A 24,425-nucleotide genomic window follows, 5' to 3' on the forward strand; every position below is an offset into this window, starting at 1 on the left:
TGTGACGGGGCAGGCCGATGAACGCCAGGTTGGCGAGGGGTGGGCGTGCGAGGCCCTAATCCGACGTGGCCGGGCCAGCCGGGATGTCGAGCCGGTCGGCACGCTTCTCGTCGAAGGCACGAAGGCGCTCGGCCGCCTCGCGGTTGGCGGAGGTGGTCTGCGCGAGCAGGGATTCGAAGAAGAGCCCGTCGTCGTGCGACAGGTCGCGCATGCGCGGCAACCCGTTCGTGATCGCATAGTTGGAGAGCGGCGCGTTCTGGCAAATGCGCTCCGCCAGGGCGCGCGCTTTCGGCAGCGCCTCGCCGGCCGGAACGATGTACTGGGCGAGGTTCAGCCGCTCCCCTTCCACTGCCGTCAGCACGCGCCCCGTCAGCATCAGGTCGGCCATGCGGGCGTAGCCGAGCAGGCGCTCGATGCGGACGGAGCCGCCGCCACCGACGAAGATGCCGCGCTGTCCCTCCGGCAGGGCGAAGTAGGCGGTCTCGTCGGCCACGCGGATATGCGCCGCCGCCGCCAGCTCCAGCCCCCCGCCGATCACGGCGCCGGCGAGGGCGGCGACGAAGGGAATCGGTCCTCGGGCGATAAGATCGAAACCGGCATGCCAGTTGCGGGAGCGCGGGCGGCGCGGGTCGCCCGTGCCGCGGGTCCGCAAGGCCTCGGAGAGGTCCAGGCCGGCGGAGAAGTTATCGCCGTGGCCGAAGAGGACGCCCGCGTTCGCCTCGTCGCCCGCGCGGCGCACCGCCTCGACCAGCGCGGCCAGCGTTGCATCGTTGATGGCGTTGCGCTTGGCCGCCCGGTCGATGCCGATCAGCGCGACCTCGCCGGCCAGTTCGTAGGTAACGGTGGGCGCGTCGGCCGCGGCGTCGCTCATGGGGAGGTCCGTTCAGCAGGCTCCCCCGCGCGTTCCTTCTCGCGATCCTGCAACTCGCGCCACAGGATCTTGCCCACGGGCGACTTGGGCAGGCTTTCCACGAACTCCACCACTCGCGGAACCTTGTAGGCGGCCATCTTGTCGCGGGCCCAGCCCGTGATGTCCTCCGCGCTCACCTGCCCCGCGCGGCCGGCCTTGAGGCTGATCACGGCCTTGACCGTCTCGCCCCGGTACGGGTGCGGCTGGGACACCACGCAGGCCTCAAGCACGTCCGGGTGTTCGTAGAGCTTCGTCTCAACCTCTGCCGGCCAGACCTTGAAGCCCGAGGCGTTGATCATGCGCTTCAGGCGGTCTGTCATGAAGTAGTAGCCCTCCTCGTCGGCGTATCCCATGTCGCCGCTGCGGTACCAGCGCACCCCGTCGCGCTCGACGAAAGCTTTCGCCGTTTCCTCCGGCTTGCCCCAGTAGCCGCGGAACATCTGCGGGCCGCGCACGAGGATCTCGCCGGGCTCGCCGGGCGGTAGGTCCTCAAGCGTTTCGGGGTGGACGACGGCGACCTCGGTGTCGAAGAAGGCGATGCCGAGGCATTGCGGCTTCGGCCGCTCGATCGGGTTGATGTGGGTCGTCGCGGCCGCCTCGGTCATACCGTAGGCCTCGATAAAGGGAAGGCCGGTCGCCTCCCTCAGGCGGCGCCACACCTCCTGCGGCATCGGCGCGCCGCCCGCGGTCACGCGCCGCAGCGAGGAAAGGTCCCGCCGTTCCAGGTCCGGGCTTGCCAGCATGTCGATGCAGGCGGTGGGCGCGATCGCGAGGTGGGAGACGCGGTAGCGCTCGATGAGCCCGAGCGCGAGCCCGCGTTCCCAGCGGGGCAAAGGGATCATCATGCCCCCGCTGGTCACTGGGCAGTGCAGCCCGTTCGCGATGCCGGAGACCTGGTACATCGGCGGCAGGCCAAGAAAGACGGTGGCCGCGGTCTGGCCGTGCCACAGCGTCAGGCCGACCGCCGTGTGCATGAAGGTGGCGTGCGGGTGCTCGCAGCCCTTGGAGATGCCGGTGGAGCCGGAGGTGTAGGGCAGCAGCGCCAAGTCCTCGGGCGTTGCCTCCGGCGCGGGGGCCGTGAAGCCCGCGCCGATCGCCTCGGACCAGGGCACGCAGCCATCGTGCCGCCGCGCGGGCGTCAGAAGCCACTCCTGCAGCGCGAAATCCGGTGCATTCGGCAGATAGTCGGCATAGGTGATGGCGACGATGTGCCGAAGGTCGTCCAGCTTCCCTGCCGCGTCGCGAAGGGTCGGCAGCAGATCTTGCGCCACCACCGCGGCACGCGCTCCGCTATCCCCGATAATCTGCGCCAGCTCCCCCGTCCGCACCATGGGATTGACCGGCACGGCGACGCAGTCCGCCCGCAGGACGCCGTAATAGGCGATGAGCCATTGCGGGGAGTTCTGCATGTACAGCGCCACGCGGTCGCCGCGCACCAGCCCGGCCCGGCGCCGCAGCCAGCCGGCAAAGGCCTCCACCTCGCGCTCCACGTCGCGCCAGGTCATGTCGCGGCCGAAGAAGCCGATTGCCAAGCGGCTGCCGTAACGCGCGGCCGTTACGCGCAGGGAGAAGGGAAGGGTGGTCTCGACCCGCGGAAGGCTGCGCGGGAGGTGGGCCGGCCAGTAGCCTGTCTTGCTTTCCATGATCCCTGCCGATGTGGATGCCGGGCGCTCATCGTGTCCGCGCCCTCCATGATGAACAACAAAACGGATTCGTCAAATGCGAAGCGATCGGGCCGGCGTGGGCACGGCTGAAGATTTGATATTGACGAAAGAGGTTTGTTGCGGTGCTACTGCGCCCGAAGCAGCGTCCCGACAGAGGGCGTGGAGAGAACCAGGGGGAGGACAGGCGTTGTTCAGCCGGACACCATCATGCCGCCCGCAGCCCGCGGATCTCCGCCCGGCTTCCTGGGGGCGGCGGCGCGTTCTGGCGGGCTGCGCGGCCGCGGCGCTGATCGCCGGACCAGCGGCCGCGCAGGACTACCCCTCGCAACCCATCCGCGTGATCGTGACCTTCCCGCCGGGCGGCAGCACCGACATCATCGCGCGCGTGCTGAGCGGGGGCATCGAGCGCCGGCTGGGAAGGCCGCTCGTCATCGAGAACCGCTCCGGTGCCGGCGGCAATATCGGGATGGACGTCGTCGCGAAGGCGCCGCCGGACGGCTACACGCTCGGCATCGGTGCCGCCGGCGCGCTCGCCGTGAATCCCAGCCTCTATCCTGCCATGCCCTATGATCCCGTGCGGGATCTGAGCGCCGTCGCGATGATCGCGGAGATCCCCTTCGTGCTCGTGGCCAATCCTGGCCAGCCCGCCCGGACGCTTCCCGAGCTTCTTGCCGCCGCCCGCGCGCGGCCGGACGGCCTCACCGTCGCGCATGGCGGCAACGGCACGGCGATGCACCTCTCGGCCGAGCTGCTGAACCAGATGGCGGAGCTGCGGATCGTCAACGTGCCCTTCCGCGGCACGGGGCCGTCCGTGACCGCGGTCCTCTCCGGCTCGACCGACCTCGGCATGCTCGACCTTCCCTCCTCCCTGACCCTGATCCGTGAGGGAAAGGTACGGGCCCTCGGCGTGACATCGGCCCGCCGGCTGGCTGCGCTGCCCGATGTCCCTACCTTCGGCGAGGCCGGCGTGGCCGGCTACGAGTCCGTCGGCTGGTTCGGCCTCGTGGCGCCGGCCCGAACGCCGGACACGATCATCGCGCGGCTGAACGGGGCCTTCAACGAGGCGCTGCGCGAGCCGCAGGTGGTGGAGCGGCTCGGCACCCTCGGTGTCGAGCCGCGCACCGGTTCGCCGGCCGAGTTCGCGGCCTTTGTCCGCAGCGAGGGGGCGAAATGGGCCGAAGTGGTCCGCGTCTCCGGCGCGAAGCCCGAATAGACCGCGCGGGGCAGGAGGAGATCGCCATGCTTCCGAGAAGAACGCTGCTGGGGGCGACAGCCGGCATCGCCGCCTGGGCCGGCGCGACGCGCGCGCAGGGCGCGGAGTGGCCGAACCGCCCCGTGCGGATCGTGGTGCCCTACGCGCCCGGTGGCGCGAACGACATCCTCGCGCGGCTCTACGGCCAGAAGCTGAGCGAGCGGCTGGGCCAGCCCTTCGTCATCGAGAACCGCGCCGGTGGGCAGGCGATCATCGGCAGCGAGTACGTCGCCCGTGCCCCGGCGGATGGCTACACGCTGCTGCTGGGCGCGACGGGAACGATGATCTTCAATCCCGTCACCTACGAGCGCCTTCCCTACGACCCCGTGCAGGACTTCGTGCCGGTGTCGATCGCGGCCTCCTTTCCCCTCGTCCTCGCCGTCTCGGGCGAGGCGCCCTTCCGCACCGTGCAGGAGCTGGTCGCGCACGCGAAGGCCAATCCGGACCGGATGACTTACGGCACCAGCAGCGCCGGCTTCCAGATGGCGACCGAGCTGTTCAACCTGCGCGCGGGAACGAAGTTCATCTATGTCGCCTACCGCGGCAGCGCCGAGAGCGTGAACGCGGCCGCCACGGGCGAGGTCACGATGACGCTCGTCGATGTCGGCCCGGCGGCCGGCGCGCTGCAGGCCGGTCGGCTGCGCGGCCTCGCCACCACGGCGTCCGAACGGCTCCCGGCCTTCCCCGATATCCCGACGATGAAGGAGCTGGGCTATCCCGACCTCACCCTCGTGCTCTGGAGCGGGCTGATGGCGCCATCCGGCACCCCGGAACCGATCCTGCGCCGCCTGAACGCGGAGATCCTGCGCGCCAACCAGGCGCCCGACTTGCGGGAGAGGCTGCGGGCGCTCTCGATGGATCCGGTCGGCAGCTCGACGGAGGAGGCGCGCCGCGCGGTGAGAGAGGGCATCACCTTCTGGCGCGGCATCGCGCAGGAGGCGCAGCTCCGCTTCGAGCGGTAGCGCGGCCAGGGTGAACGACCGGGATCGGCGCTCCGGAACGGACGGCGCCCCAGTGAGGTGACAGAGCATCCATGCCACAGCCGAAGGCCTGCATCGCCGGGATTTTCGAGCATCCGACCCGCCGGGCGGACGACAAGCCGCTCGCGCAGCTCCACGCGGAGGTCGCGGCGGGCGCGCTGCGCGACGCGGGGCTGAGCAAGTCGGACGTGGACGGCTACTTCTGCGCGGGCGATGCGCCAGGCCTCGGGCCGCTCTCGATGGTGGACTATCTCGGTTTGCGGGTGCGGCACGTCGACACCACCGATACCGGGGGCTCCGCCTATCTCGTCCACGTCGCCCACGCGGCGGAGGCGATCGCGGCGGGCAAGTGTAACGTCGCCCTCATCACGCTTGCCGGCCGACCGCTGGCCGAAGGAATGGGTTCCGGCCTCGGGCTGCGCCTCGACAACATGCCCGACGTGGCCTTCGAGGCGCCCTATGGCACGGCCGTGCTGAACCTCTACGCCATGGTGGCGCAGCGGCACATGTACGAATTCGGCACCACCGCGGAGCAGCTCGCCTGGATCAAGGTGGCGGCGAGCCATCATGCGCAGCACAACCCGCAGGCCGTGCTCCGCAAGGTGCTGACGGTCGAGGATGTGCTGGCCTCGCCCATGGTCGCCGATCCCCTCCGCAAGCACGACTGCTGCGTGATCAACGACGGGGGCGGCGCGCTGGTCGTCACGCGGCCGGAGATCGCGCGAGGCCTCGGGCGGCCGGTGGTCTCGCTCCGGGGCAGCGGCACGGCGGTGAAGGCCCAGATGGGCGGCAAGGTTGACCTCACCTATTCCGCCGGCCGCTTCTCGGGCGCCGCCGCCTTCGAGGAGGCCGGCGTGACCCCCGCCGACATCCGCTACGCCTCCATCTACGACAGCTTCACCATCACGGTGCTCTGCACCCTGGAGGACCTGGGCTTCTGCGAGAAGGGCAGGGGGGGCGCCTTCGTGGCGGACGGCAACCTTATCTCCGGCGTCGGGCGGCTTGCCTTCAACACGGATGGCGGCGGCCTGTGCAGCAACCATCCCGGCAACCGCGGCGGCATCACCAAGGTGATCGAGGCGGTCAGGCAGCTTCGCGGGGAGGCCCATCCGGCAGTGCAGGTGCCCGACCTGCACCTGGCCCTCGCGCACGGGACCGGCGGCTCGCTTGGCACGCGGCACGGCAGCGCCACGCTGATCCTCGAGAGGAACTGAGGCGATGAGCACGCCGCGCGACATCACCCCGCCCCAGCCGACCCCGGAGACCGCCCCCTACTGGGCGGCGGCGCGGGAGGGGCGCCTGCTCGTGAAGCGCTGCAACGCCTGCGGCGAGCACCACGCCTATCCCCGCGCCCTGTGCCCTTTCTGCTTCAGCGAGGACACGGTGTGGGAGGAGGCCTCGGGCCAGGGCACGATCTACTCGTTCAGCATCATGCGTCGCGCGAAGGTTCCCTACGCCGTCGCCTATGTCACCCTCGCCGAGGGGCCGACGATCATCAGCAACATCGTGGACGCGGAGTTCGACGCGCTGCGGGTCGGCCAGCCCGTCCGGCTCGCCTTCCGCGCGGCGACGGACGGTCAGCCCGTGCCGATGTTCGCGCCGGCCAGCGAGCCATGAGCGGGGAAGCGGCGCGCGCCTATCTCGCCGCCGCGGAGGCCGCGGCGCGGCGCAGTGCCGGCGATGCCCCGCCCGCACCAGTCGGGCACGTCGCGGTGATCGGCGCGGGCACGATGGGCGGCGGGCTGGCGATGGCGCTCGCCAATGCGGGCCTGCGCGTCACCCTGGTGGATAGCGCCCGGGCCGGGCTGGAGCGCGGCCTGGGCACGATCCGCCGGACCTACGAGGGGCAGGCGTCGCGCGGGCGCATCACGGTCGAGGAGGCGGGCGAGCGGAGTGCCCTGATTCGGAGCACGACTGCCCTGGAGGATGCGGCGGAGGCCGATGCCGTCATCGAGGCCGTGTTCGAGAACCTGGCACTCAAGCGCGACCTCTTCGCCGCGCTGGACCGGGTGATGCGCGCCGGTGCGCTCCTCGCTACCAACACCTCGGGCCTGGACATCGACGCCATTGCCGCCGCGACCGCACGTCCTGAGGACGTAATCGGCATGCACTTCTTTTCCCCGGCGCACATCATGCGGCTCGTCGAGGTCGTTCGCGGGCGGGAGACCTCGGCTGGAACCATTGCCACGACCTTCGCCCTAGCGGGCCGGCTGGGGAAGGTGCCCGTGCTCGTCGGCAACGCGCCGGGCTTCGTCGGTAACCGCATGATGCGCCGCCGGGGCGAGCAGGCGGAGCGGCTGCTGCTGGAAGGCGCCTCGCCGGAAAGGGTGGATGCGGTCATGCGCCGCTTCGGCTTCGCCATGGGCCCCTTCGCGGTGCTGGACATGGCTGGGCTCGACGTCGGGTTGCGGGCGCGCCGCGAAAGGGGCGCCACCGCGGTGGTGGACGACGCGCTGAACGCGCTCGGCCGCCTCGGGCAGAAGACAGGCGCCGGCTACTACCGCTACGAGGACGGCGACCGCACGCCGCTGCCCGATCTCGCCGTGCTCGAGATCGTGCGCGACGCGGCGGCCCGGCTCGGCATCCCGCAGCGGGATCCGGACGACGAGGAGATCCTCGATCGCCTGCTGCTGCCGCTGGTGAACGAGGGTGCGCGCATCCTGGATGAGGGAATGGCGGAGCGGGCGGGCGACATCGACGTGGTCTGGGCCAACGGCTACGGCTTTCCGCTCGATCGCGGCGGCCCGATGTACCACGCCGACGCGATCGGGCTTCCGGAGGTGGTGCGCCGGCTGCAGGGTCACGCGGCGCGGACCGGCCATGTCGCGCTGCGCCCCGCGCCGCTGCTGGCGCGAATGGCGGCTGAGGGGCGCCGCTTCACAGGGGGCCACGATGAATGAGGCCGGCTCCCAGCGGCGGCGCATGCTCCGCCCGTCCAAGAGCGGGGCGCGGGAATTGACCCGGCCTGCCCTCTCGCCCCTTGATGCGCGCATGTCAGCACGAGATGCCACGCAAATCACGACAGATGCAGGAACGGGTCCGGAGCAGCGATCGATCCAATCGGTCGTGATTGGCTTCCGGTTGATCGAGGCGTTGGAGGCGGCGGGCGGGCCCGTGACGCTGAAGGACTTGGCCGCGGCGGCAGGCATGCCGCCGAGCCGGGCGCATGCCTACCTCGCCAGCCTGCGCGCGGTCGGCCTGGTGACGCAGGAGGAGGAGGGCGGGCGCTACGATCTCGGCCCCCGCGCACTCTCCCTCGGCCTCGCGGCCCTCGGCCGGCTCGAGGTGCGGGAGGCGGCGCTGGGCGCCATGCGCGCCTTCCGCGACGATACGGGCGAGGCAGTGCATCTCTCGGTTTGGTCCGGCCAGTCCCCAGTAATCGTGTCGCGGCTCGACGGGCGGCGCGGCGGGTCGCTCTCCATCCGCCTCGGCTTCGCGCTGCCGCTCGACCGCTCCGCCTCCGGGCACATCTTTCTTGCCTTCCTTCCGGAAGCCGTGGCGACCGGGCGGGCCCTCGCGCGCGAGGTCGAGCTGGTACGCCGCCGCGGGATCGCGGTCACGGGCGGGCTGCTGAACACGGGCTTTGCCGCGCTCTCCGTGCCGGTCTTCAACCACGCGGGCGACCTGGCAGCGGCCATGACCACGCTCGGTGCGGCGGGCCACATCGACATCTCGCCGGACGGCCCGACGGCCCGGCGCCTGCGTGCCGCCGGGGAGGCCGCCTCGGCCGCGCTGGGCTACGGGGTCCGCGAACCATCCAAGCCGAAGCCGAAGGCAAAGCCGGAGCGGGAGAAAAAGCCGCCGCGCCGGTAGCAACGTGCCTGCCGCGGGGCGGCTCCCGGGCAGAGGAAACATCACGAGCGTCCCGGCCGGCCAGGCTGGCACGGGATGCCGATGGGAGGAGCGCGATGGAGGCCCGGACAACCCGGCGTGCCGTACTGGCCGCTGCCTGCCTGCTGGGCACCGGCAGGATATCCCATGCCGCCTGGCCGGACCGTCCGGTGCGGCTGATCGCGCCCTACGCGCCCGGCGGCGTGACGGATATCCTGGCCCGTTCGCTGGCCCAGGTTCTTTCGCCGCAACTGGGCCAGCCGGTGGTAATCGAGAACCGTCCGGGCGCCAACACCATCGTCGGCACCCAGGCCGCTGCCCAGGCCCTGCCGGACGGGAACTCGCTGCTTCTGACGAGCGGTGCCGGCTTCGTCGTGAATCCGCTGCTCTACCGGCAGCTTCCCTATGATCCCGCACGCGACTTCAGCCTGCTCTCCGTGATCGCGGAGTCCCCGCTGATCATGGTGGTCGATGCCCGCTCCCCCATTCGGACCGTGCAGGACTTCATCGCCTTCGCGCGCTCGCGCCCGGGCGGTGCGAACTACGCCTCGGTGGGCCAGGGAAGCCCCGTCCAGCTCGCCTCCGAGATGTTCGCGATGATGGCGGGGCTGTCACTCGTCCATATTCCCTATTCCGGAAGCGCGCCCGCCCAGCTCGCCCTCAACGCCGGAGACGTGCACGTCATGTTCGACGCGCTCGGCAGCGCCTCGGGACTGATCAGGGACGGCCGGCTGCGGGCGCTGGCGGTGACGGGCGCCGAGCGCTCGGACGCCTTTCCCGATGTGCCGACGATGATGCAGGCCGGGCTCGCGGAGTACCGCGTGGCGGCTTGGTTCGGCATCGCCGCGCCGCGCCAGACGCCAGCTTCCGTCCAGGAAAGGCTGCGCGAAGCGCTCGCGGCCGCGCAAGGGGACGAGACGCTGCGCCGGCGGCTGCGCGACTTCGGGATGGTGCCGCAGGCGCCGCGCGACGCCGCGGCCCTGGCGTCCTACGTGGCCGAGGACCACGCGCGCTGGGCGAAGGTCATCAGCGAACGCGGCCTCTCGCTTTCGCCGGGCTGACGGCCCGTGGGGCCAAGGCCCTCGGGAAATGACTGATGGCCTGCCCGAACAGTGTGAAATGCTTCGTCTCTATCGAACTGATTCTGTGGCTGATGCCCCGCCACGCCTCCGCCGACGCCAGAAGGAAGATTGAGGGATGTTCTACGAGCCGCGCCTGGACGATCACGGGCTTCCCTACAACCCGTTCAAGTCGATCTGCGTGCCGCGGCCGATCGGCTGGATCACCACGGTCGACACCGAGGGCCGCATAAACCTCGCGCCCTACAGCCAGTTCCAGAACATCGGCTACGATCCGCCCTTCGTCATGTTCTCGGCCAGCGGCGGAGACCAGCATTCGCCCCGCAATGCTCGCCACACCGGCGAGTTCGTCTGCAACATGGCTACCTACGACCTGCGCGAAGCCGTGAACATCACGGCGCAGGCCGTCCCCGCCGAGGAGAGCGAGCCGGAACTCGCCGGGCTGGAGATGCTGCCCTCCAGGCTCGTGAAGCCACCGCGCGTGGCGCGCTCGCCGGTCCACATGGAGTGCCGCTACCACAGCTCTGTCATGCTGCCGACGCGAACGCCGGGTGTGTCCGTGGAGGTCGTCATCGGCGAGGTGGTCGGGGTGCATATCCGGGACGACGTGCTGACGCCCGAGGGGCGGCTGGATGTCACGCGCATCCGTCCGCTCGCCCGCATGGGGTACCTCGACTACACGGCCGTGGACACGGTCTTCACCATGCCGCCGCTCGGCGGGGCCAGGCGGCGCCTGAGCCGCGGCCTGGAGGGGCGCCCCCTCCGCTCCGCCACCTTACCCGACGAAGCGGCCGGCTGACGCGCGACGGCGCCAGGAAGAGGACGAGAACCGTGCTGGAACACGATGGAAGCAAACCTCCCGTGCTCGGGCGACGCGGGCTGGCCCCGCTGGCGCTCTCCCTGGCAGGCGCCCTGTCGAGGCCTGCCCTTGCGGCATCCTTTCCGGACCGCCCCATCCGCCTGATCGTTCCCTATCCGCCCGGCGATGGGCCGGACCTTCTGGGGCGCGTCGTCGGGAACCTGCTGCGCCAGCGGCTCGGCCAGCCCGTGGTGATCGAGAACCAGCCCGGGGCGGGCACGACGGTGGCCGCGCTGAACCTCCGGCGCCAGCCAGCGGATGGCTACACCCTGATGGTCGGCGGCAACACGACGGTCTGCGTCATGCCAGCGCTCCAGCCGGAGCTCGGCATCGACGGGGAGCGCGACTTTACGCTTGTCTGCCGCATGGTCGACATCCCCTTCCTGCTGGTCGCCCACCCCTCCGGCCCGGACAGCACCGCCGCCCTTCTCGAGCGAGCCCGCCGCAGTCCCGGCAGCTGGACCTACGGCTCGGCGGGGATCGGCACGCCGCACCACCTCCTCTCCTCGCTGCTGGCGGGCGACGCGGGCGTGCAGGCGACCCATGTGCCCTATCGCGGCGCCGGTCCCGCCCTGACGGACCTGCTGGCGAACCGCATCGACTCGCTCTTCTGCTCCGTGCCTCCCGCGATCGGCTTCGTTCGCAGCGGGGCGCTGCGATGCCTCGGTGTCACGGGCACCGCACGGCTCGCATCCTTGCCTGATGCTCCCACTATGGCCGAGCAGGGCCATGTGGGATTCGAGGAAGCCTCCTGGATCGGTCTGCTGGCGCCCGCAAACCTCGACCCCGGCATCGCCGCCATCCTCTCCGACGCGACCGTCGCGTCGTTGGAGAGCGCGGAGGGACAGCAGAGGATCGCGGAGCTCTCCTTCCGCCCGGCGCCCGCGCCGTATGGCGCACTGCGCGGCTACGTCGCCGCCGAGTCAGTGCGTTGGCGGGCGATCGTCCGCCGCTCGGGGGTCGTTCCGAACTGACCCGCCGCGGCGGCGCTGGCGCGCGTCAGCGCTCCAGGCGAATGTTCGCCGCGCGCGCCACCGCGCTCCAGCTCTCGATCTCCCGCGCGATAGTGGTGCGGAAGGTGTCGGGATCGGCGCCGATCGGGTCCATGACCAGGGCGCCCAGGCGTTCCCGGATGTCCGGCATCGCTGTGATGGCGGCACATTCCGCAAAGAGCGCGTCCAGCACCGCGCGAGGCGTGGCGGCGGGGGCGAGAAGGCCGCTCCACAGCGTCGCCTGCACCGCGGGGAAGCCCAGCTCCGCCATGGTGGGCACGTCCGGATAGGCGGGAACGCGCGCGGCGGATGTAACGGCCAGCGCTCGCGCCCGCCCCGCGGAAACGGCAACGGTGGCGGGGCCGGTGTCCACGAGGGCCATCGTCACCTCCTCATTCGCGGCGGCGTTCACGGATTCAGCGCTGCCGCGATAGGCGACGTACTGGAAGTGCGTGCCGGCCCGCTGGTTGAACAACTCGGTCGGCAGCTGGAAGCCGGCGCCGGAAGCGCCGTAATTCGCCTTGTCGGGATTGGCCTTCGCCCATGCCACCAGTTCCGCCACCGAGCGATGGGGGGAGGCGGCCGAGACGAGCAGGACGAGCGGGAAGGATGCCAGGAGGCAGACGGGCGCGAGATCCCTCAGAGAGTCGTAGGGGAGCTGCACGTAGGTGGCCGGGTTGAACACGATCGGGCCGCTGGCGCCGAGCAGCAGCGTGTAGCCATCTGGCCGGGCACGGGCCACCGCCTCGGTGCCGAGGATGGCCTGGGCACCCGCCCGGTTCTCCACCACGAAGGGTTGGCCGAGCCGTTCGGACAGCTTCTGGCCGTAGAGCCTGGCGAGGATATCGTTCGCGCCGCCCGGTGCGTAGGGCACGACGATCCGCACCGGCCGGTCCGGATAGCCGCGCGCCGCCTCCTGCGCGAAGGCGCCCTTTGCAAGGGCCGGCGCCGCCAGCGCCAAGCCCAGCAATTCTCTCCTGCCCGTCATGACGCGCCTCCTGCCGCTTCGGTGGCGCGGACCCGCGCCGCCAGTTCCAGACCCTTCACAAGCCGGTAGACAGTGCGGCAGGCCGGCACGGGCACGCCCAGCCGCTCGCCCTCCCGCACGACGTAGCCGGTCAGTTCCTCGATCTCGGTAGGGGCGCCGCGCGCGATGTCGAGCGCCATGGAGCCCGCATGGCGCGACAGCGGCACCTCGCCCGCGCGAACCTTGCGGACAAAGCCCATCGGGTCGAAGGCGAAGGTCCCGCCGAGGGCGTGCACGACGGCGGTGCATTCCGCCGCCATCTCGTCGATGAGGTCGCGCACGGCCGCGACCTCGTAGCGGGCGGCGTTCACGCCCAGCACGAGGGCGCCCACAGGGTTCATCACCGCGTTGAAGACGAACTTCGCCCAGACCGCGCCCATGGGATCATCGATCACCTCCGTGGGCAGGCCCGCGGCGCGGAAGCTGTCGCCGAGCGGGCGCAGCGCCTCTGCCGGCCCGCGCACGGGGCCGATCCATGTCGGCTGGCCATGGATCAGCCGCTCCACCCGTCCCGGGCCGAGATAGCGGCCGGCATCCATCGTCACGCCGCGGGCGATCACTGCGTTAGGCAGCCGCTCGAGCGCCTCGGCGTTGCCCATGCCGTTCTGCAGGGTCAGCAGGGCCGCGCCTTCCAGCGCAGGACCGAGCGCTGCGGCGGCCGCGCCCGTCGCACCGGACTTCACGAGGAAGATGGCCGCTTCGAAGCGCGCCTTGGCGAGGGAGGCGGGATCGTCCGCAACGGCGAAGCGTGCGGTCACCGGTGCGCCCGCGCCGGTGACGGAGAGGCCGTTCTCGCGGATCGCCGCGACATGGGCCGAGTTCGTGTCGAAGCCCGTTACCTCGGCGACGGAGGACAGGGCGGCGACGACGACGCCGCCGATCGCGCCGCAGCCGATGACCAGGATACGCATCGGCCGGGCCTAGAGCGGGGAGACGCGAATGGTGAGGACGGCGGCCTGTCCGCCCTCCACCGCCTCCAGGCAGCGGCGGATGGCGGGCTCCAGCTCCTCCGGCGTCACGGCGCGCTCGCCATGCGCGCCGAAGGCGCGGGCCACGTCCTCGAAGCGGCGCTGCGCGCCGTTGCGGCGGCCGTCCAGGCGGGACTGGAAGTTGTCGTCCCGCCGCGCGGCGCCCTCCGGGTAGACGCGCAGGGTGGATTCCTTGACGGCCTGCCAGCCGCGGTTGTCGAGCACCACCGTGAAGATCGGCAGCCCGTACTGCTGGGCCGTGGCGTAGACGCTGTCCGGCGTGGAGAAGTGGAAGGTGCCGTCGCCGACCACCTGCACCACGCGCCGGTCCGGGCAGGCCAGCCGCACGCCGAGCGCCATCCCGCCGGAGAAGCCGAGGCCGCCGCCCGCGAGGCCGATATAGGAGCCCGGAACGGTGCGCGGCATCTGGTTCTGCACCACGGGCCCGTTCCGGATCGCCTCGTTCAGCAGTATGTCCCCGGGGGAGATCAGGCGGTTCAGCGTAGCCAGGGCCCAGGCCGGGTTCAGCGCATCCGGCTCGCCGGGCTTCGCGGCGGCGGCGGCCACCGCCGCCTCCCTTGCGTGTCGGGCTGGGCCCCAGGACTCGATCCGGGCGGCGGCGCGGGCGTGGAAGGCCTCGTCGGCGCGCTCCTGCACGATCTCCAGCACCTGGGCGAGCACGGCCGCGCAGTCCCCGGCCACGCGCAGTTCGGCGGGGAAGCTCCACATCGGCAGGTCGCGCTTGAGGGGGTCGACGTCCACCTGCATCCAGGATGCGTCCGGGTTCGGCCGCACGGTGAGTGGGATCCAGGGCACGTCCACGTCCAGCAGCAGGCCGCAATCTGTCTCTGCCGCCAGCGCCTTCGGATCGAAGCCGGCGAAGCAAGGGCTGTCATGCGGGATGCAGAGATGGATCGGCGCGTGCTCCACCACGCGCATTCCGACCGCCCTGGCCAGCGCGTCCAGCACGGGCACCGCGGCGGGGTTGCGGCCGAGATAGGCGGTGAAGGCCACCGGGTTCTCCGCGGCCATCAGCGCTTCCGCGATGCGCTGGGCGGTGGCGGGATCGGTGCCGCGGGCGGGCAGGCCGGCGAAGCGGTCGGCCGGATAGGCGTGGACCTTGCCGTCCTCGATCTCCTCCGCCAGCACCTCGCGCGGCAGCGTCATGTAGACCGGCGCGCGCGGCTCGGCCTGCATCATGGCCTGGCCGCGCGCGAAGGCCTCCTTCGCCACGACACCGGATGGCAGGGTGTATTCCCAGTGCACGTAGGGGCGCACGAGGCTGCCGATGTCGTAGGGGTCCTGCACGAAGTGGACATAGCTGTCCCGCCCGCCCGGAAGTTCCCCGCGCGAGGAGAAGGGTGCGCGCCCCGCCATGAGGAAGACCGGCAGCCGCGCGCGGAAGAGGTTGTGCAGCGCCATGGCCGCGTTCGCCGTGCCGGCGTCCACGTGCACGAGCACGGGCTGGCCGCGCCCCGTCATCGCCGCGTAGCCGCCGGCCATGTGGACCGCGACGTTCTCATGCGGGCACAGCACCGTGTTCGGCCGGGCGCGCCCCTCCGCGTCCCAGCGTGCCAGCTCCTCGATGACCGAAACATGGTCTGTGCCGAGATTGCAGAAGACGTGGTCAATCCCCGCCTCGCACATGGCCTCAATCAGGTGATGCGCCGCGGTGTGTCGTGCCATTCGTTCCTCGTCCCTCTCATGTCGGCCCCTATTCGCGGGGTTCCGGTTGCTGTCCTCGTTCCGCGCGGCCAGCCAGCGTCAGGATTGTTTCGGCACTGCGGTGCCGGCGTCACAGGTGCAGGCCCAGGCGCCGGATGAAGGCGCGCTCCTCCTCCACCTCGCGGAGATGCGCGGCCTCGTAATCGGCGGTGTTCATGTAGAGGATCGGCATGTCGAGGCGAGCCATGGTCCGGACATGCAGGGGGTCGCGCATCGCCGCCTGGAAGCCGTCGTGCAGCGCTCGCACCAGTGCCGGATCCATGCCCGGCGGGCCGATGATCCCGTAGGGCGAGGTGGCGGTGAAGTCCGTGCCGGTCTCCCGCAGGGTCGGCACCTCGGGGAAGGAGGGCGAGCGCTCCGGGCCCCAGGTGACGAGGAGGCGCAGCCTGTCCTGCCGCACCATCTCCGCCCAGCTGCTGGAATCCGCCGCCGCGTCGATCTGCCCGGCAAGCAGCGCCTGGGTGCTCTCCGCCCCGCCGCGGAAGGGCACGTGCGTCCACTCGATGCCCAGCAGGTCCGCGATGCGCGTCATCGCCGCGTTGCCGGTGCTCGTCACGCCGCTGGTGCCGTAGGTGATCCTGCCGGGATTGGCGCGGGCATGGCCGATAAACTCCTGCCAGCTCCGCCACGGGCTGTCCGGCCGCACCACGACGCCGAGCAGGTAACCGCCGACATGGATGATCCGCGTGCTGTCGGTGATAGGGTCGAAGCTCGGGCGCGCCATCATCAGCACCTGCCGGATCGCGGGTACGGCGAGCATCGTCAGCGTGCTGCCGTCCGGCCGCGCATCCTTCATCATCGCGGGGCCGAGCGAGCCGCTCGCGCCAGGCCGGTTGTCCACCACCACGGGCTGGCCGAAGCTGCGGGAGGCGCCCTCGCAGAGCGCGCGCATCGCGAGGTCGCTGGTGCCGCCGGGGGCGAAGGGCACGACCATTCGGATCGGGCGGCTCGGGAAGCCGGTCTGCGCGACTGTCGATGTCGGCAGCAGGGCGGCTGCACCGAGCAGGTCGCGGCGGCCGATGATGACCCTGCTCATCGGCATCCCCTTCAGCGATCGGCCAGGACGCCGGCGATCAGGTTCGCCGCGAGCGCCGGGGCGCCCGCGGGCACCGGCCGGGTCGCGGCGAGATAGGCTTTCACGGCGCGGAGCGCCGGCACGGGCGAGGCGAGCACCGTGCGGGTCAGCCGCTCCGCCGCCGCGTCCAGCTCCGCCTCCGGCACCACCTCCCCGAGTAGCCCGATCGCCAGCGCCTCCCTGGCGCCGATCTCGGAGCGCCCGAGCGCGAGATGTGCGGCGGCCTTCTCTCCCACTCGGCCTGTGAAGGCCGTCAGGACGAGGAGCGGCGGGATGCCGCGTTCCATCTCCGGCACGGCGAAGCGGGCGGTCTCCGCGGCGACGGCAAGGTCGCTCGCCGCCACCAGGGCGGCGCCGTAGCCGTGGGCGGCGCCGCGCACGACCGCGAGGACCGGAACGGGCGCGGCGCGCAGCGCGCCATAAACGCGCAGCGGCGCCTCCGCCACCACGCGCCGCAGCACCTCCAAGGGTGGCTTCGGCGCTCCCGGGGGCGGCGTGGGGGAGACCCGGCCCCGGCAGAAGTCGCGACCCTCGGCGCGCAACCGGACGAGGCGGATTCCGTCGTCGATCCCCTCCACCGCCGCTGCGATGGCGGCACCGGCCGCGTTGGAGACGAAGTTGCCGCCGTCGCCCGCCGTCAGGACAACGTCGAGCAGGCCATCGGCGGCCTCGATGCGGACTCCGTCCGTCGTGGAAGCGGTCAAGGAAGGGCCTCCAGGGCCGCGCGGACGCGGGCGGGGGTGGCTGGCATGGAGATCGAATCGCAGCCTGTGGCATCGGCCAGGGCATTCAGGATTGCGGCGGCGGCGGGGGTGATGCCGCCCTCTCCCCCGCCCTTGACCCGCAGCGGATTGCCGGCGGTGGGGTCCTCCGCGAGGCTGACGGCGAAAGCGGGCAGGTCGGCGGCGCGGGGGAGCGCGTAGTCCATGAAGCTGCCGCCGACCGCCTGGCCGCTCCCGGCGTCGAAAAGGCCGCCTTCCAGCAGCGCCTGGCCGGCGCCCTGGGCGATGCCGCCATGCACCTGGCCGTCCACGATCATCGGGTTGATCGGCTGGCCCACATCGTCCACCGAGGTATAGCGCACGATGGCGACCGCCCCGGTCTCGGGCTCCACCTCCAGCTCGCAGACGGCGCAGCCCGTCGGATAGGCCGGCATGCGGCCGTTGAACTCCGCCGCGCGCTCGATCACGCCGCCGGGCAGGCCGGCCGCGATCTCGAAAAGGTCGAGCCCGCGGTTGCTGGCGGGCGTGCGGGCGATGCCGTCCTCCAGCGTCACTGCCGCCGCCTCGCCGCCGAGGCGGGCGGCGGCGGCGATGCGTGCCTCCTCCAGAACCCTCGCGCTCGCCTCCACCAGAAGCGTGCCGGCAAGACGCATGGAGCGGTCGGAATGCGTTCCGCCGCCGACCGCGATGCGCCGCGTGTCGCCGGTGACGAGGGAGACCGCTTCCATCGGCACGCCGAGCCGCCCCGCGACGACCTGGGCGAAGGTGGTCTCATGTCCCTGGCCGGTAGATTGCGTGCCGGCGAGCACCTCCACACGTCCCTCGGCGAGGACGCGGACGACCACGCGCTCGCGCGGTGCGCCGACGGGTGATTCCACGTAGTTGGCGACGCCGATGCCGCGCCGCCGGCCGCGCGCCGCGCTGCCCTCGCGCCGCGCGGCGAAGCCCCCCCAATCGGCCGCCCGCAGCGCGGCCTCCATGTTCCCGGCGAAGTCGCCGCTGTCGTAGGTGAGGCCGAACGGGTTACGCCAGGGAAGGGCGGCCCGCGGCACGAGGTTGCGCCGGCGGATCTCCACCCGGTCGAGGCCGAGCCGGCGCGCCGCCATGTCCAGCAGCCGCTCCATGGCGAACATCGCTTCCGGCCGCCCGGCGCCGCGGAACGGGGCGGTGGGCACGGTGTTGGTCAGCGCCCCGCGCGTGCGGGCATGGGCCACCGGCACCCGGTAGACGGTGGTGGAAACCCTGAAGCCGTTGGAGAGGGGCACGTAGGAGACGGTGAAGGCGCCTACCGCCATGACCATGTCCGTCCGGAAGCCGAGGATGCGTCCCTCCGCGTCCAGCGCCAGCTCCGCCAGGGCGGCGAGGTCGCGCGCGCCGTAGTCGGTCACGAAGCCCTCGCTGCGCGTCGCCGTCCAGCGCACGGCACGGCCGAGCCGCCGCGCCGCCCAGGCGACGAGGAGGGTTTCCGGATGAAGGTTCGTGCGCGAGCCGAAGCCGCCGCCCGTGTCGGGCGAGACGAAGTCGATCGCTTCGATTGGGACGCCGAGCGCCCGAGCCAAGTCCGCGCGCTGCCGCACCGCGCCCTGGCTGCCCGCCGTCACCACCGTCACGCCGCGCGCCGCATCATGCGCGGCGAAAGCCGAGCGGGGCTCCATATGGCAGGAGGCGATGCGCTGGTTCACGAAGCGGTCGCCGACCACGAGCGCGGCGCGGGCGAAGGCCGCCTCGGTCGCGTCGCGGTCGCCGAACTCGGCCTCGAGGCAGAGATTGCTCGGAATACCCGGCCAGATCTCGGGCGCGCCGGGCGCCAGCGCGTCCGCCGCCTCGGCGACGGCGGGCAACGGCTCGTAGGCGACCTCGATCGCTTCCGCCGCGTCGCGGGCTCCTTGCAGCGTCTCCGCCACCACGAAGGCCACGGCCTCCCCCACGTGGCGCACGCGCTCCCCGGCGAGGACGGGATGGCCGGTGTCGTGGATGGTCGCGCCCTCAGCGGCGTTGAAGGCTGGCATTTTCGCGTCCAGCGCATCGGCCGGCACGGGGGTGTGGCGCATCGGCCGCAGCGCGTCCGCGGCCGCTTCCGCCGCCGTCAGCACGGCGATCACGCCTGGCATGGCACGGGCCGCCGCGGCGTCGATCCCCAGGATGCGGGCATGCGCGTGGGGGGAACGCAGCACGACGCCGTGCAGCGCGTCCTTCGGGGCGAGGTCGTCGGTGAAGCGCCCGCGGCCGGTGAGCAGGCGGAGATCCTCGACGCGGCGGATCGGGTGGCCGATGGGCATCAGGCACCGAGTACCCAGCGGCCCTCGGCGTCGCGCGAGAGGCCACCGCCCGTGCGCATCGCCTCCAGCGCGCGCACGATCTCGCGCCCGTCGCGGCTTCCGGTCGCGGCCATCAACTCCTCGAAGAACTTTGGCCCGTCCGCCAGGGCTCCGGCGATGTCGCCGAAGCGGGGGCCGGGATAGGTCGGGGGCGCCGGCACGCCCCGCTCGAAGGCCTGGCCGGTACCGAAGCTCCAGGTGAGGTCGAAACCGGCCTTCGAGCCGATCCTCGCACCCTCGAGCGAGGGATCGAGCGGCAGGCAGCGCAGGCCGTCCACCGTGATCAGGTCGCGCCCGGCCTGAAAGCGGGTGGCCATCGCCCAGTCCATCTGCCCGTCGTCGAAGATGTCGATGTCAGGATCGACGACGAAGACGTTCTTCACGTTCGCCAGGCTGCCGAAGGCCGCCATGATCGCGTTGCGCGCCTCGCCAGGCACGCGCTGGCGGATGGCGATGCGCAGGTTGAACATGCCGCCGGATGAGCCGGTCGCGTGGACCCCGACGGGCTCGCGCACCGCGCCCTCCAGCGCGCGCCAGACCATCACCTCCGTCCGAAGCGCGCAGAGCTGCGCCGTGTCCGTACGGCCCATGCTGCGGCCGCCGATCGTGCAGGTCTGGAACACCGCGTCGCGCCGGTGCGTGATCGCGGTGAGGTGGAATACCGGGTTCCGCTTCACGCCGCCGTAGTAACCGAGGAACTCGCCATAGGGGCCCTCGGCCTCCACATGGCCGCGCTCGTCGAGATAGCCTTCCAGCACGTACTCGGCGTCGGCGGGAACGAGGAGGTCGTTGGTGACGCATTTCACCACCGGCAGCGGCGCGTCGCGCAACGAGGCCACGATGCCCAGCTCGTCCACCGGCAGGCGCATCGTGGCGCCCACATGGTCGATCGGGTGGCAGCCGACCACGAAGGCAATCGGCAGCGGGCATCCTTTTCCGGCCTCCGTCTCGTAGATGCTCCGCAGGTCCGACGGCGAGACGAGGTCAATCCCCGCTTCCCGACGGCCACGCAGCATCAGGCGGCGGATGCCGACATTCATCCAGCCGCGGCTCTCATCCGCCGCGTAGTCAATCGAGGCCGAGATGTAGGGCGCGCCGTCGCGTCCGTGCTGCAGGTGGACGGGCAGGGTGGTGAGGTCCGCCTCCTCGCCGGTCAGAACCACCTGCTGCACCGGCGCGCTCTCCCGCGAAAGGCGCAGCGTGCCGGGGGAGGTACGCAGGCGGCGCATCACCTCCTTCAGCAGATCCCTCGGTGCCACCTCAAAGGCGTGCGCGAGGCGAGTGCGGGAGGCGCAGACATTGCCCGCCAGCACCGCGCTTTCAGGCCCCACGCGGCGGGCCAGCAGCGCGCGCGGATTGCCTTCCAGCAGCTCCGGCAGATCGGCGAGGTCGAGCGGCCTCTCCTCCACCTGCAGCTCGCCCGCCGCCTCCAGCCGTTCCAGGAAGCGGCGGAGACGGTAGCGGTCGAGATCGAGGGAGGCCGCAGCCGGCTCGCCGATGACCTGCTGGTTTCCGTCCATTTGTTCGTTATTCCTGAACGTCGTTCGCTGAATACTGCCGGTCGCCGCCCGATGTCAAAACCCTCGCGGTGTCAATCCGCCACGATCCCGGCCGTGCGGATGAGCGCGGCGATCCGTGCCAGATCGCCGGCAATCTCCTCGCCGAAAGCGTCCGGCCCGGCGGGGCTGGGGAAGAGGCCCATGCCCAGCAGCGCCTCGCGCGTGGCCGGTGCCGCGAGCCATTCGGCGACGGCCTCGTGCATCGCCGAGACGAGCGGTGCTGGCATCCCCGCCGGGCCGAGCAGCCCGTACCAGAGGTTACTCCGCAGCCCGGCCAGCCCCGCCTCGGCCATGGTGGGCACGTCCGGTGCCGTGGCGGCGCGCTCCTCGCTGAACACCGCGAGCAGGCGCAGGGTACCCTGGCGCGCCATCGGCACAGCGAGATGCACCGGCAGCACCATGGCCGGCACGCGCCCTCCAAGCAGGTCCTGTATGGCGGGCGGGGAGGTGCGGTAGGGCACGTGCGCCAGCCGGATGCCGGCGGCGTGCGCGAAGAGTTCCATGGCCAGGTGCTGCGGCGTGCCGATTCCGGGGGACGCATAGTCGATCCCTCCCGGCCGGGCCTTCGCGCGATTCACGAAGGTCGCGACATCGGGCGTTCCGAAGTCCTCCCGCACCACCAGTGCCAGCACGCCGGTCGCAACCTTCGCCACGGGTTGGAAGTTCCGCACGGGATCGTAAGGCACCTCGCGCAGCAGGGCGGGGTTGATGACGAAGGGCGTGGTCTGCATCAGCAGGGTGCGTCCATCGGGCAGGGCGCGCGCCACGGCCTGGGAGCCGATGTTGCCGCTGGCTCCGGTGCGGTTGTCCACCGCGACGGTGGCGCCGAGCCGCCGCCCGAGCACGGGAGCGACGAGGCGTGCGAGAAGGTCCGGGCCGGTGCCTGCGCCGTAGGGCACAATGAGCGTGACTGGGCCGCCGACGAGCGGCTCCTGCGCGGCCGTGCGGCCGGCGACGCCTAACACGGCAGCCGTTGCGAGCGCGCGTCGGCCGATGGACCAGCCCTCACGCATGGGCGCTTTCTCCCTCGTTTCCCGAATTTGACGAATGATGTTCGCGGATGTCAAATTCAGGCTAGGGATCGAGTGCTGGGATTGCCCGATTTCGCTGCCGACCTCCGGCAGGATTGGCACCACTTTCACCATGCTCTGCGAACAGCGGGAGGATCCCTGGAGGGGGGCATCCGCATGATCGCGGGCGAGCACCGCGCGAGATCCGGTCGACGACACAATCATGCAGATCGAAACGAAGGCGGATTTTCTTATCTTTTGCTTGCCTCACGGATGCGTGATCTGTAAAGGTTGGGCACCGGGATCGCAGCCCGGGGGCGGCAAAGAGGGGATGCTTCGCCGACACTAGAGGAACTTAGTGGAAGTTCTCAGCGGAGTGGGGGGCTACTCCGGTGAGTTTCTGAACGAGCGTGCTGATTAAGACCGGAGAGGGGGTTTCTCCGGAACTCGCGTGCACTCCGACTTCCTGACGTAATTACCCATAAAGCCACTGCTCGCCGCCCGGTGAGCGGTGGCTTTTTATGTTCTGCGATTAACGCGCTTCTTCGTGTCCGCAAGCGCCTGGCGTCGCTGGCCGCGTCTCCAGGAACTCGTGCCGGATCAGAGCAGGGCCTCCACGCGGGTAAAGGTCCGGTCGAGGTGAAGACCGAGCGCCGCCGCCAACCGGTCCCCGTCGCGTGCCTGGAGGGCGCGGATCATCTCCTCATGCTCTTCCACGGCGCCCGCCCACTTCTCCGGTCCCGCATTGCCGATGAAGCGGATGTGCTTCATCCGGGCCTGGATGACCTCATGTGTCCAGGCAAGCGTCGCGTTATCGGACAGCGCGACGATCGCCGAATGGATCGCTTGGTTGAGCTTGAAATAGGCCAGCCGTTCGCGCCGGACATAATGCTCAAGCATCGCGCGATGCAGGCCGGCTACCTCCTCGATGCCCTGTGCGGAGGCTTTGGCGCAGGCGAGGCGGCCGGCCAGCTCCTCCATCGACTTCAGTACGACGAGACTGTCGAACATATCCTTGGCGCTCAGCTTCCGGACCACCGCCCCGCGCGCCGGGACGAGCTCCACGAGGCCCTCGCCCGCCAGCATGCGCACGGCTTCCCGCAGCGGGGTGCGCGAGACGCCAAGCTGCGCGCCCAGCACCACCTCGTTGATGCGCGCGCCCGCGGGAATGCTTCCCTGTGTGATCAGGTCGCGCAGCCTGGCCGCGACCTCCTCCTGCAGGGGGCGACGGACGATGCGCCCGCCGTTCTCCGCGATTCCTGTCTCGGCCAGATCTGACTGAAATGCCCCAAGCTCCACTTCAATGCCCCTCGATGGCCGCTTGACGAGCCGAGTGACGCCCGATAACGCTTGCATACTGCATACAGTGTCACGAATAAAGTGGAGGAAACGGGCGTGGTCGATGGATTGCCTGCGGCGGATCGCCCCCGGATCGCTCTTGCCATGGGTGACGCAGCCGGGATCTCGCCCGAGCTCGCGGCCAAGGTCCTGGCCGATGAGACGGTGCGGGCGGCGGCGGAGATCACAGTGATCGGCGATGCGCGCGTGCTCGCGGAGGGCGCCCGCGTGGCCGGCGTTTCGCTCGACATCGACGTGGTGGCGGATGGCGAGCCCTTTCGGCGGCAGCCCGGCCAGCCCGTGCTGATCGACCTTGGGCACCTCGATCCCGCCGCGATACCGTTCGGCCGGATCTCCGAGGAGAGCGGGCGCTTCGCGACGGCGAATTTCCGCCGCGCCCTCGCCATGGCGGCCGAGGGGCAGGCCGATGCGGTCTGCTTTACGCCCTTCAACAAGGCGGCGATGCGCCTCGTCACCCCCGGCTACGACGACGAGATCGGTTTCACCGCGGAGGCGATCGGGTTCAACGGCGTGGCCAAGGAGTTCAACGTCCTCGACGGCCTCTGGAACGCCCGCGTGACGTCCCACGTGCCCCTGAAGGACGTGGCGGCCCTGCTGAGCCGCGAGAGCATCCTCGACAACCTGCGCCTGACGGACGACGCCCTGCGCGCGGCGGGAATCGCGCGGCCGCGCATCGCTGTCGCGGCCCTCAACCCGCATGCCGGCGACAACGGCAATTTCGGGCGGGAGGAGATCGACGTGATCGGCCCGGCCGTGGAGGAGGGAAAGCGCGCCCAGATCGGCTGCGACGGTCCCTTCCCGGCGGACACCGTCTTCCTGCGCGCCAAGCGAGGGGACTTCGATGCGGTGCTGACCATGTATCATGATCAGGGCCAGATCGCGATGAAGCTGATCGGCTTCGACGCGGGCGTCACGCTGATGGGGGGCTTTCCCTTCCCGATCTGCACGGCGGCGCACGGCACCGCCTATGACATTGCCGGGAAAGGCATCGCCCATCCCGGCGCGATGAGGAATGCCGTGCTGCTGGCCGCCCGCATGGCAGGCAGGGAGGCCGCCGCGGCCGCGTAAATCACTGCACAGCCCGCGCAGACCCGG

The 24,425-nt window shown here is 71.1% G+C and carries 21 protein-coding genes; 10 read left to right on the top strand and 11 right to left on the bottom strand.

Going from position 1 to position 24,425, the window contains the following annotated elements; translation table 11 throughout:
• Window positions 1-55 precede the first annotated feature (55 nt).
• Window positions 56-871 (bottom strand): crotonase/enoyl-CoA hydratase family protein, encoded by an 816-nt coding sequence (locus D9599_RS21915; RefSeq protein WP_198383431.1) that lies wholly within the window; start codon window positions 869-871, stop codon window positions 56-58.
• Window positions 868-2,553 (bottom strand): long-chain-fatty-acid--CoA ligase, encoded by a 1,686-nt coding sequence (locus tag D9599_RS21920; RefSeq protein WP_198383432.1) that lies wholly within the window; start codon window positions 2,551-2,553, stop codon window positions 868-870. Before D9599_RS21920 ends, D9599_RS21915 begins: the two co-directional genes overlap by 4 nt.
• A 208-nt stretch (window positions 2,554-2,761) precedes the next feature.
• On the opposite strand from D9599_RS21920, the gene D9599_RS21925 reads away from it, so the two are divergent.
• From D9599_RS21925 to D9599_RS21965, 9 genes are all read left to right on the top strand, one after another.
• The gene (locus D9599_RS21925; protein WP_198383433.1) at window positions 2,762-3,787 is read left to right on the top strand and encodes a tripartite tricarboxylate transporter substrate binding protein; all 1,026 of its coding nucleotides are present in this window, start codon (window positions 2,762-2,764) and stop codon (window positions 3,785-3,787) included.
• Window positions 3,788-3,813: 26 nt separating this feature from the next.
• Entirely contained in the window at window positions 3,814-4,788 is a 975-nt protein-coding gene (locus tag D9599_RS21930; RefSeq protein ID WP_198383434.1) for a tripartite tricarboxylate transporter substrate binding protein, read from the top strand.
• A 71-nt stretch (window positions 4,789-4,859) separates the two neighbouring features.
• On the top strand, window positions 4,860-6,020 hold the full coding sequence (locus D9599_RS21935) for a thiolase domain-containing protein (RefSeq protein WP_198383435.1): 1,161 nt from the start codon (window positions 4,860-4,862) through the stop codon (window positions 6,018-6,020).
• Window positions 6,021-6,024: 4 nt separating this feature from the next.
• On the top strand, window positions 6,025-6,423 hold the full coding sequence (locus tag D9599_RS21940) for a Zn-ribbon domain-containing OB-fold protein (RefSeq protein ID WP_198383436.1): 399 nt from the start codon (window positions 6,025-6,027) through the stop codon (window positions 6,421-6,423).
• Window positions 6,420-7,706, top strand: a complete 1,287-nt coding sequence (locus D9599_RS21945) for a 3-hydroxyacyl-CoA dehydrogenase (protein WP_198383437.1) — start codon at window positions 6,420-6,422, stop codon at window positions 7,704-7,706. The genes D9599_RS21940 and D9599_RS21945 overlap by 4 nt, the downstream gene beginning before the upstream one ends.
• A gap of 166 nt (window positions 7,707-7,872) precedes the next feature.
• Window positions 7,873-8,619 (top strand): IclR family transcriptional regulator, encoded by a 747-nt coding sequence (locus D9599_RS21950; protein WP_198383438.1) that lies wholly within the window; start codon window positions 7,873-7,875, stop codon window positions 8,617-8,619.
• 95 nt (window positions 8,620-8,714) lie between these two features.
• Entirely contained in the window at window positions 8,715-9,698 is a 984-nt protein-coding gene (locus D9599_RS21955; protein ID WP_198383439.1) for a tripartite tricarboxylate transporter substrate binding protein, read from the top strand.
• Window positions 9,699-9,834: 136 nt separating this feature from the next.
• The gene (locus D9599_RS21960) at window positions 9,835-10,515 is read left to right on the top strand and encodes a flavin reductase family protein (protein ID WP_198383440.1); all 681 of its coding nucleotides are present in this window, start codon (window positions 9,835-9,837) and stop codon (window positions 10,513-10,515) included.
• A gap of 62 nt (window positions 10,516-10,577) precedes the next feature.
• Window positions 10,578-11,549: a tripartite tricarboxylate transporter substrate binding protein gene (locus D9599_RS21965; RefSeq protein WP_198383441.1), complete on the top strand. Its 972-nt coding sequence runs from the start codon at window positions 10,578-10,580 to the stop codon at window positions 11,547-11,549.
• Between the two features lie 25 nt (window positions 11,550-11,574).
• Here the strand turns inward: D9599_RS21965 and D9599_RS21970 are convergent, their stop codons facing one another.
• The 9 genes from D9599_RS21970 to D9599_RS22010 form a co-directional block, all read right to left on the bottom strand.
• Window positions 11,575-12,555, bottom strand: coding sequence for a tripartite tricarboxylate transporter substrate binding protein (locus D9599_RS21970; RefSeq protein WP_198383442.1), 981 nt, complete (start codon window positions 12,553-12,555; stop codon window positions 11,575-11,577).
• A complete protein-coding gene (locus tag D9599_RS21975; RefSeq protein WP_198383443.1) occupies window positions 12,552-13,505 on the bottom strand; it encodes a ketopantoate reductase family protein in 954 nt (317 codons plus the stop codon). Before D9599_RS21975 ends, D9599_RS21970 begins: the two co-directional genes overlap by 4 nt.
• Window positions 13,506-13,514: 9 nt before the next feature.
• Window positions 13,515-15,248 carry a thiamine pyrophosphate-requiring protein gene (locus D9599_RS21980; protein ID WP_198383444.1) on the bottom strand — a complete coding sequence of 578 codons (1,734 nt, stop codon included), beginning with the start codon at window positions 15,246-15,248 and terminating at the stop codon, window positions 13,515-13,517.
• A gap of 109 nt (window positions 15,249-15,357) precedes the next feature.
• Window positions 15,358-16,323: a tripartite tricarboxylate transporter substrate binding protein gene (locus D9599_RS21985; RefSeq protein WP_198383445.1), complete on the bottom strand. Its 966-nt coding sequence runs from the start codon at window positions 16,321-16,323 to the stop codon at window positions 15,358-15,360.
• An 11-nt stretch (window positions 16,324-16,334) separates the two neighbouring features.
• Window positions 16,335-17,066, bottom strand: a complete 732-nt coding sequence (locus D9599_RS21990) for an enoyl-CoA hydratase/isomerase family protein (RefSeq protein ID WP_198383446.1) — start codon at window positions 17,064-17,066, stop codon at window positions 16,335-16,337.
• Window positions 17,063-19,363: a xanthine dehydrogenase family protein molybdopterin-binding subunit gene (locus tag D9599_RS21995; protein ID WP_198383447.1), complete on the bottom strand. Its 2,301-nt coding sequence runs from the start codon at window positions 19,361-19,363 to the stop codon at window positions 17,063-17,065. The genes D9599_RS21990 and D9599_RS21995 overlap by 4 nt, the downstream gene beginning before the upstream one ends.
• A complete protein-coding gene (locus tag D9599_RS22000) occupies window positions 19,363-20,922 on the bottom strand; it encodes a UbiD family decarboxylase (protein WP_198383448.1) in 1,560 nt (519 codons plus the stop codon). The genes D9599_RS21995 and D9599_RS22000 overlap by 1 nt, the downstream gene beginning before the upstream one ends.
• 71 nt (window positions 20,923-20,993) lie before the next feature.
• A complete protein-coding gene (locus D9599_RS22005) occupies window positions 20,994-21,974 on the bottom strand; it encodes a tripartite tricarboxylate transporter substrate binding protein (RefSeq protein WP_198383449.1) in 981 nt (326 codons plus the stop codon).
• Between the two features lie 597 nt (window positions 21,975-22,571).
• Complete coding sequence (locus D9599_RS22010) at window positions 22,572-23,270, bottom strand: GntR family transcriptional regulator (RefSeq protein ID WP_309228682.1); 699 nt, start codon at window positions 23,268-23,270, stop codon at window positions 22,572-22,574.
• A 144-nt stretch (window positions 23,271-23,414) separates the two neighbouring features.
• Here D9599_RS22010 and D9599_RS22015 point away from each other — a divergent pair, with 144 nt between their 5' ends.
• Complete coding sequence (locus D9599_RS22015) at window positions 23,415-24,398, top strand: 4-hydroxythreonine-4-phosphate dehydrogenase PdxA (protein WP_198383451.1); 984 nt, start codon at window positions 23,415-23,417, stop codon at window positions 24,396-24,398.
• Window positions 24,399-24,425 lie beyond the last annotated feature (27 nt).

The organism is Roseomonas sp. KE2513 (assembly GCF_016107305.1).
Lineage (GTDB): Bacteria > Pseudomonadota > Alphaproteobacteria > Acetobacterales > Acetobacteraceae > Roseomonas.

Bases quoted from the DNA above. Each gene is read 5' to 3' on its own strand.
- D9599_RS22005 (WP_198383449.1), bottom strand. From the start codon at position 21,974: ATGCGTGAGGGCTGGTCCATCGGCCGACGCGCGCTCGCAACGGCTGCC.
- D9599_RS21970 (WP_198383442.1), bottom strand. From the start codon at position 12,555: ATGACGGGCAGGAGAGAATTGCTGGGCTTGGCGCTGGCGGCGCCGGCC.
- D9599_RS21940 (WP_198383436.1), top strand. From the start codon at position 6,025: ATGAGCACGCCGCGCGACATCACCCCGCCCCAGCCGACCCCGGAGACC.
- D9599_RS21955 (WP_198383439.1), top strand. From the start codon at position 8,715: ATGGAGGCCCGGACAACCCGGCGTGCCGTACTGGCCGCTGCCTGCCTG.
- D9599_RS21920 (WP_198383432.1), bottom strand. From the start codon at position 2,553: ATGGAAAGCAAGACAGGCTACTGGCCGGCCCACCTCCCGCGCAGCCTT.
- D9599_RS21975 (WP_198383443.1), bottom strand. From the start codon at position 13,505: ATGCGTATCCTGGTCATCGGCTGCGGCGCGATCGGCGGCGTCGTCGTC.
- D9599_RS21985 (WP_198383445.1), bottom strand. From the start codon at position 16,323: ATGAGCAGGGTCATCATCGGCCGCCGCGACCTGCTCGGTGCAGCCGCC.
- D9599_RS21930 (WP_198383434.1), top strand. From the start codon at position 3,814: ATGCTTCCGAGAAGAACGCTGCTGGGGGCGACAGCCGGCATCGCCGCC.
- D9599_RS21980 (WP_198383444.1), bottom strand. From the start codon at position 15,248: ATGGCACGACACACCGCGGCGCATCACCTGATTGAGGCCATGTGCGAG.
- D9599_RS22015 (WP_198383451.1), top strand. From the start codon at position 23,415: ATGGGTGACGCAGCCGGGATCTCGCCCGAGCTCGCGGCCAAGGTCCTG.
- D9599_RS21960 (WP_198383440.1), top strand. From the start codon at position 9,835: ATGTTCTACGAGCCGCGCCTGGACGATCACGGGCTTCCCTACAACCCG.
- D9599_RS22000 (WP_198383448.1), bottom strand. From the start codon at position 20,922: ATGGACGGAAACCAGCAGGTCATCGGCGAGCCGGCTGCGGCCTCCCTC.
- D9599_RS21935 (WP_198383435.1), top strand. From the start codon at position 4,860: ATGCCACAGCCGAAGGCCTGCATCGCCGGGATTTTCGAGCATCCGACC.
- D9599_RS21945 (WP_198383437.1), top strand. From the start codon at position 6,420: ATGAGCGGGGAAGCGGCGCGCGCCTATCTCGCCGCCGCGGAGGCCGCG.
- D9599_RS21995 (WP_198383447.1), bottom strand. From the start codon at position 19,363: ATGCCCATCGGCCACCCGATCCGCCGCGTCGAGGATCTCCGCCTGCTC.
- D9599_RS21915 (WP_198383431.1), bottom strand. From the start codon at position 871: ATGAGCGACGCCGCGGCCGACGCGCCCACCGTTACCTACGAACTGGCC.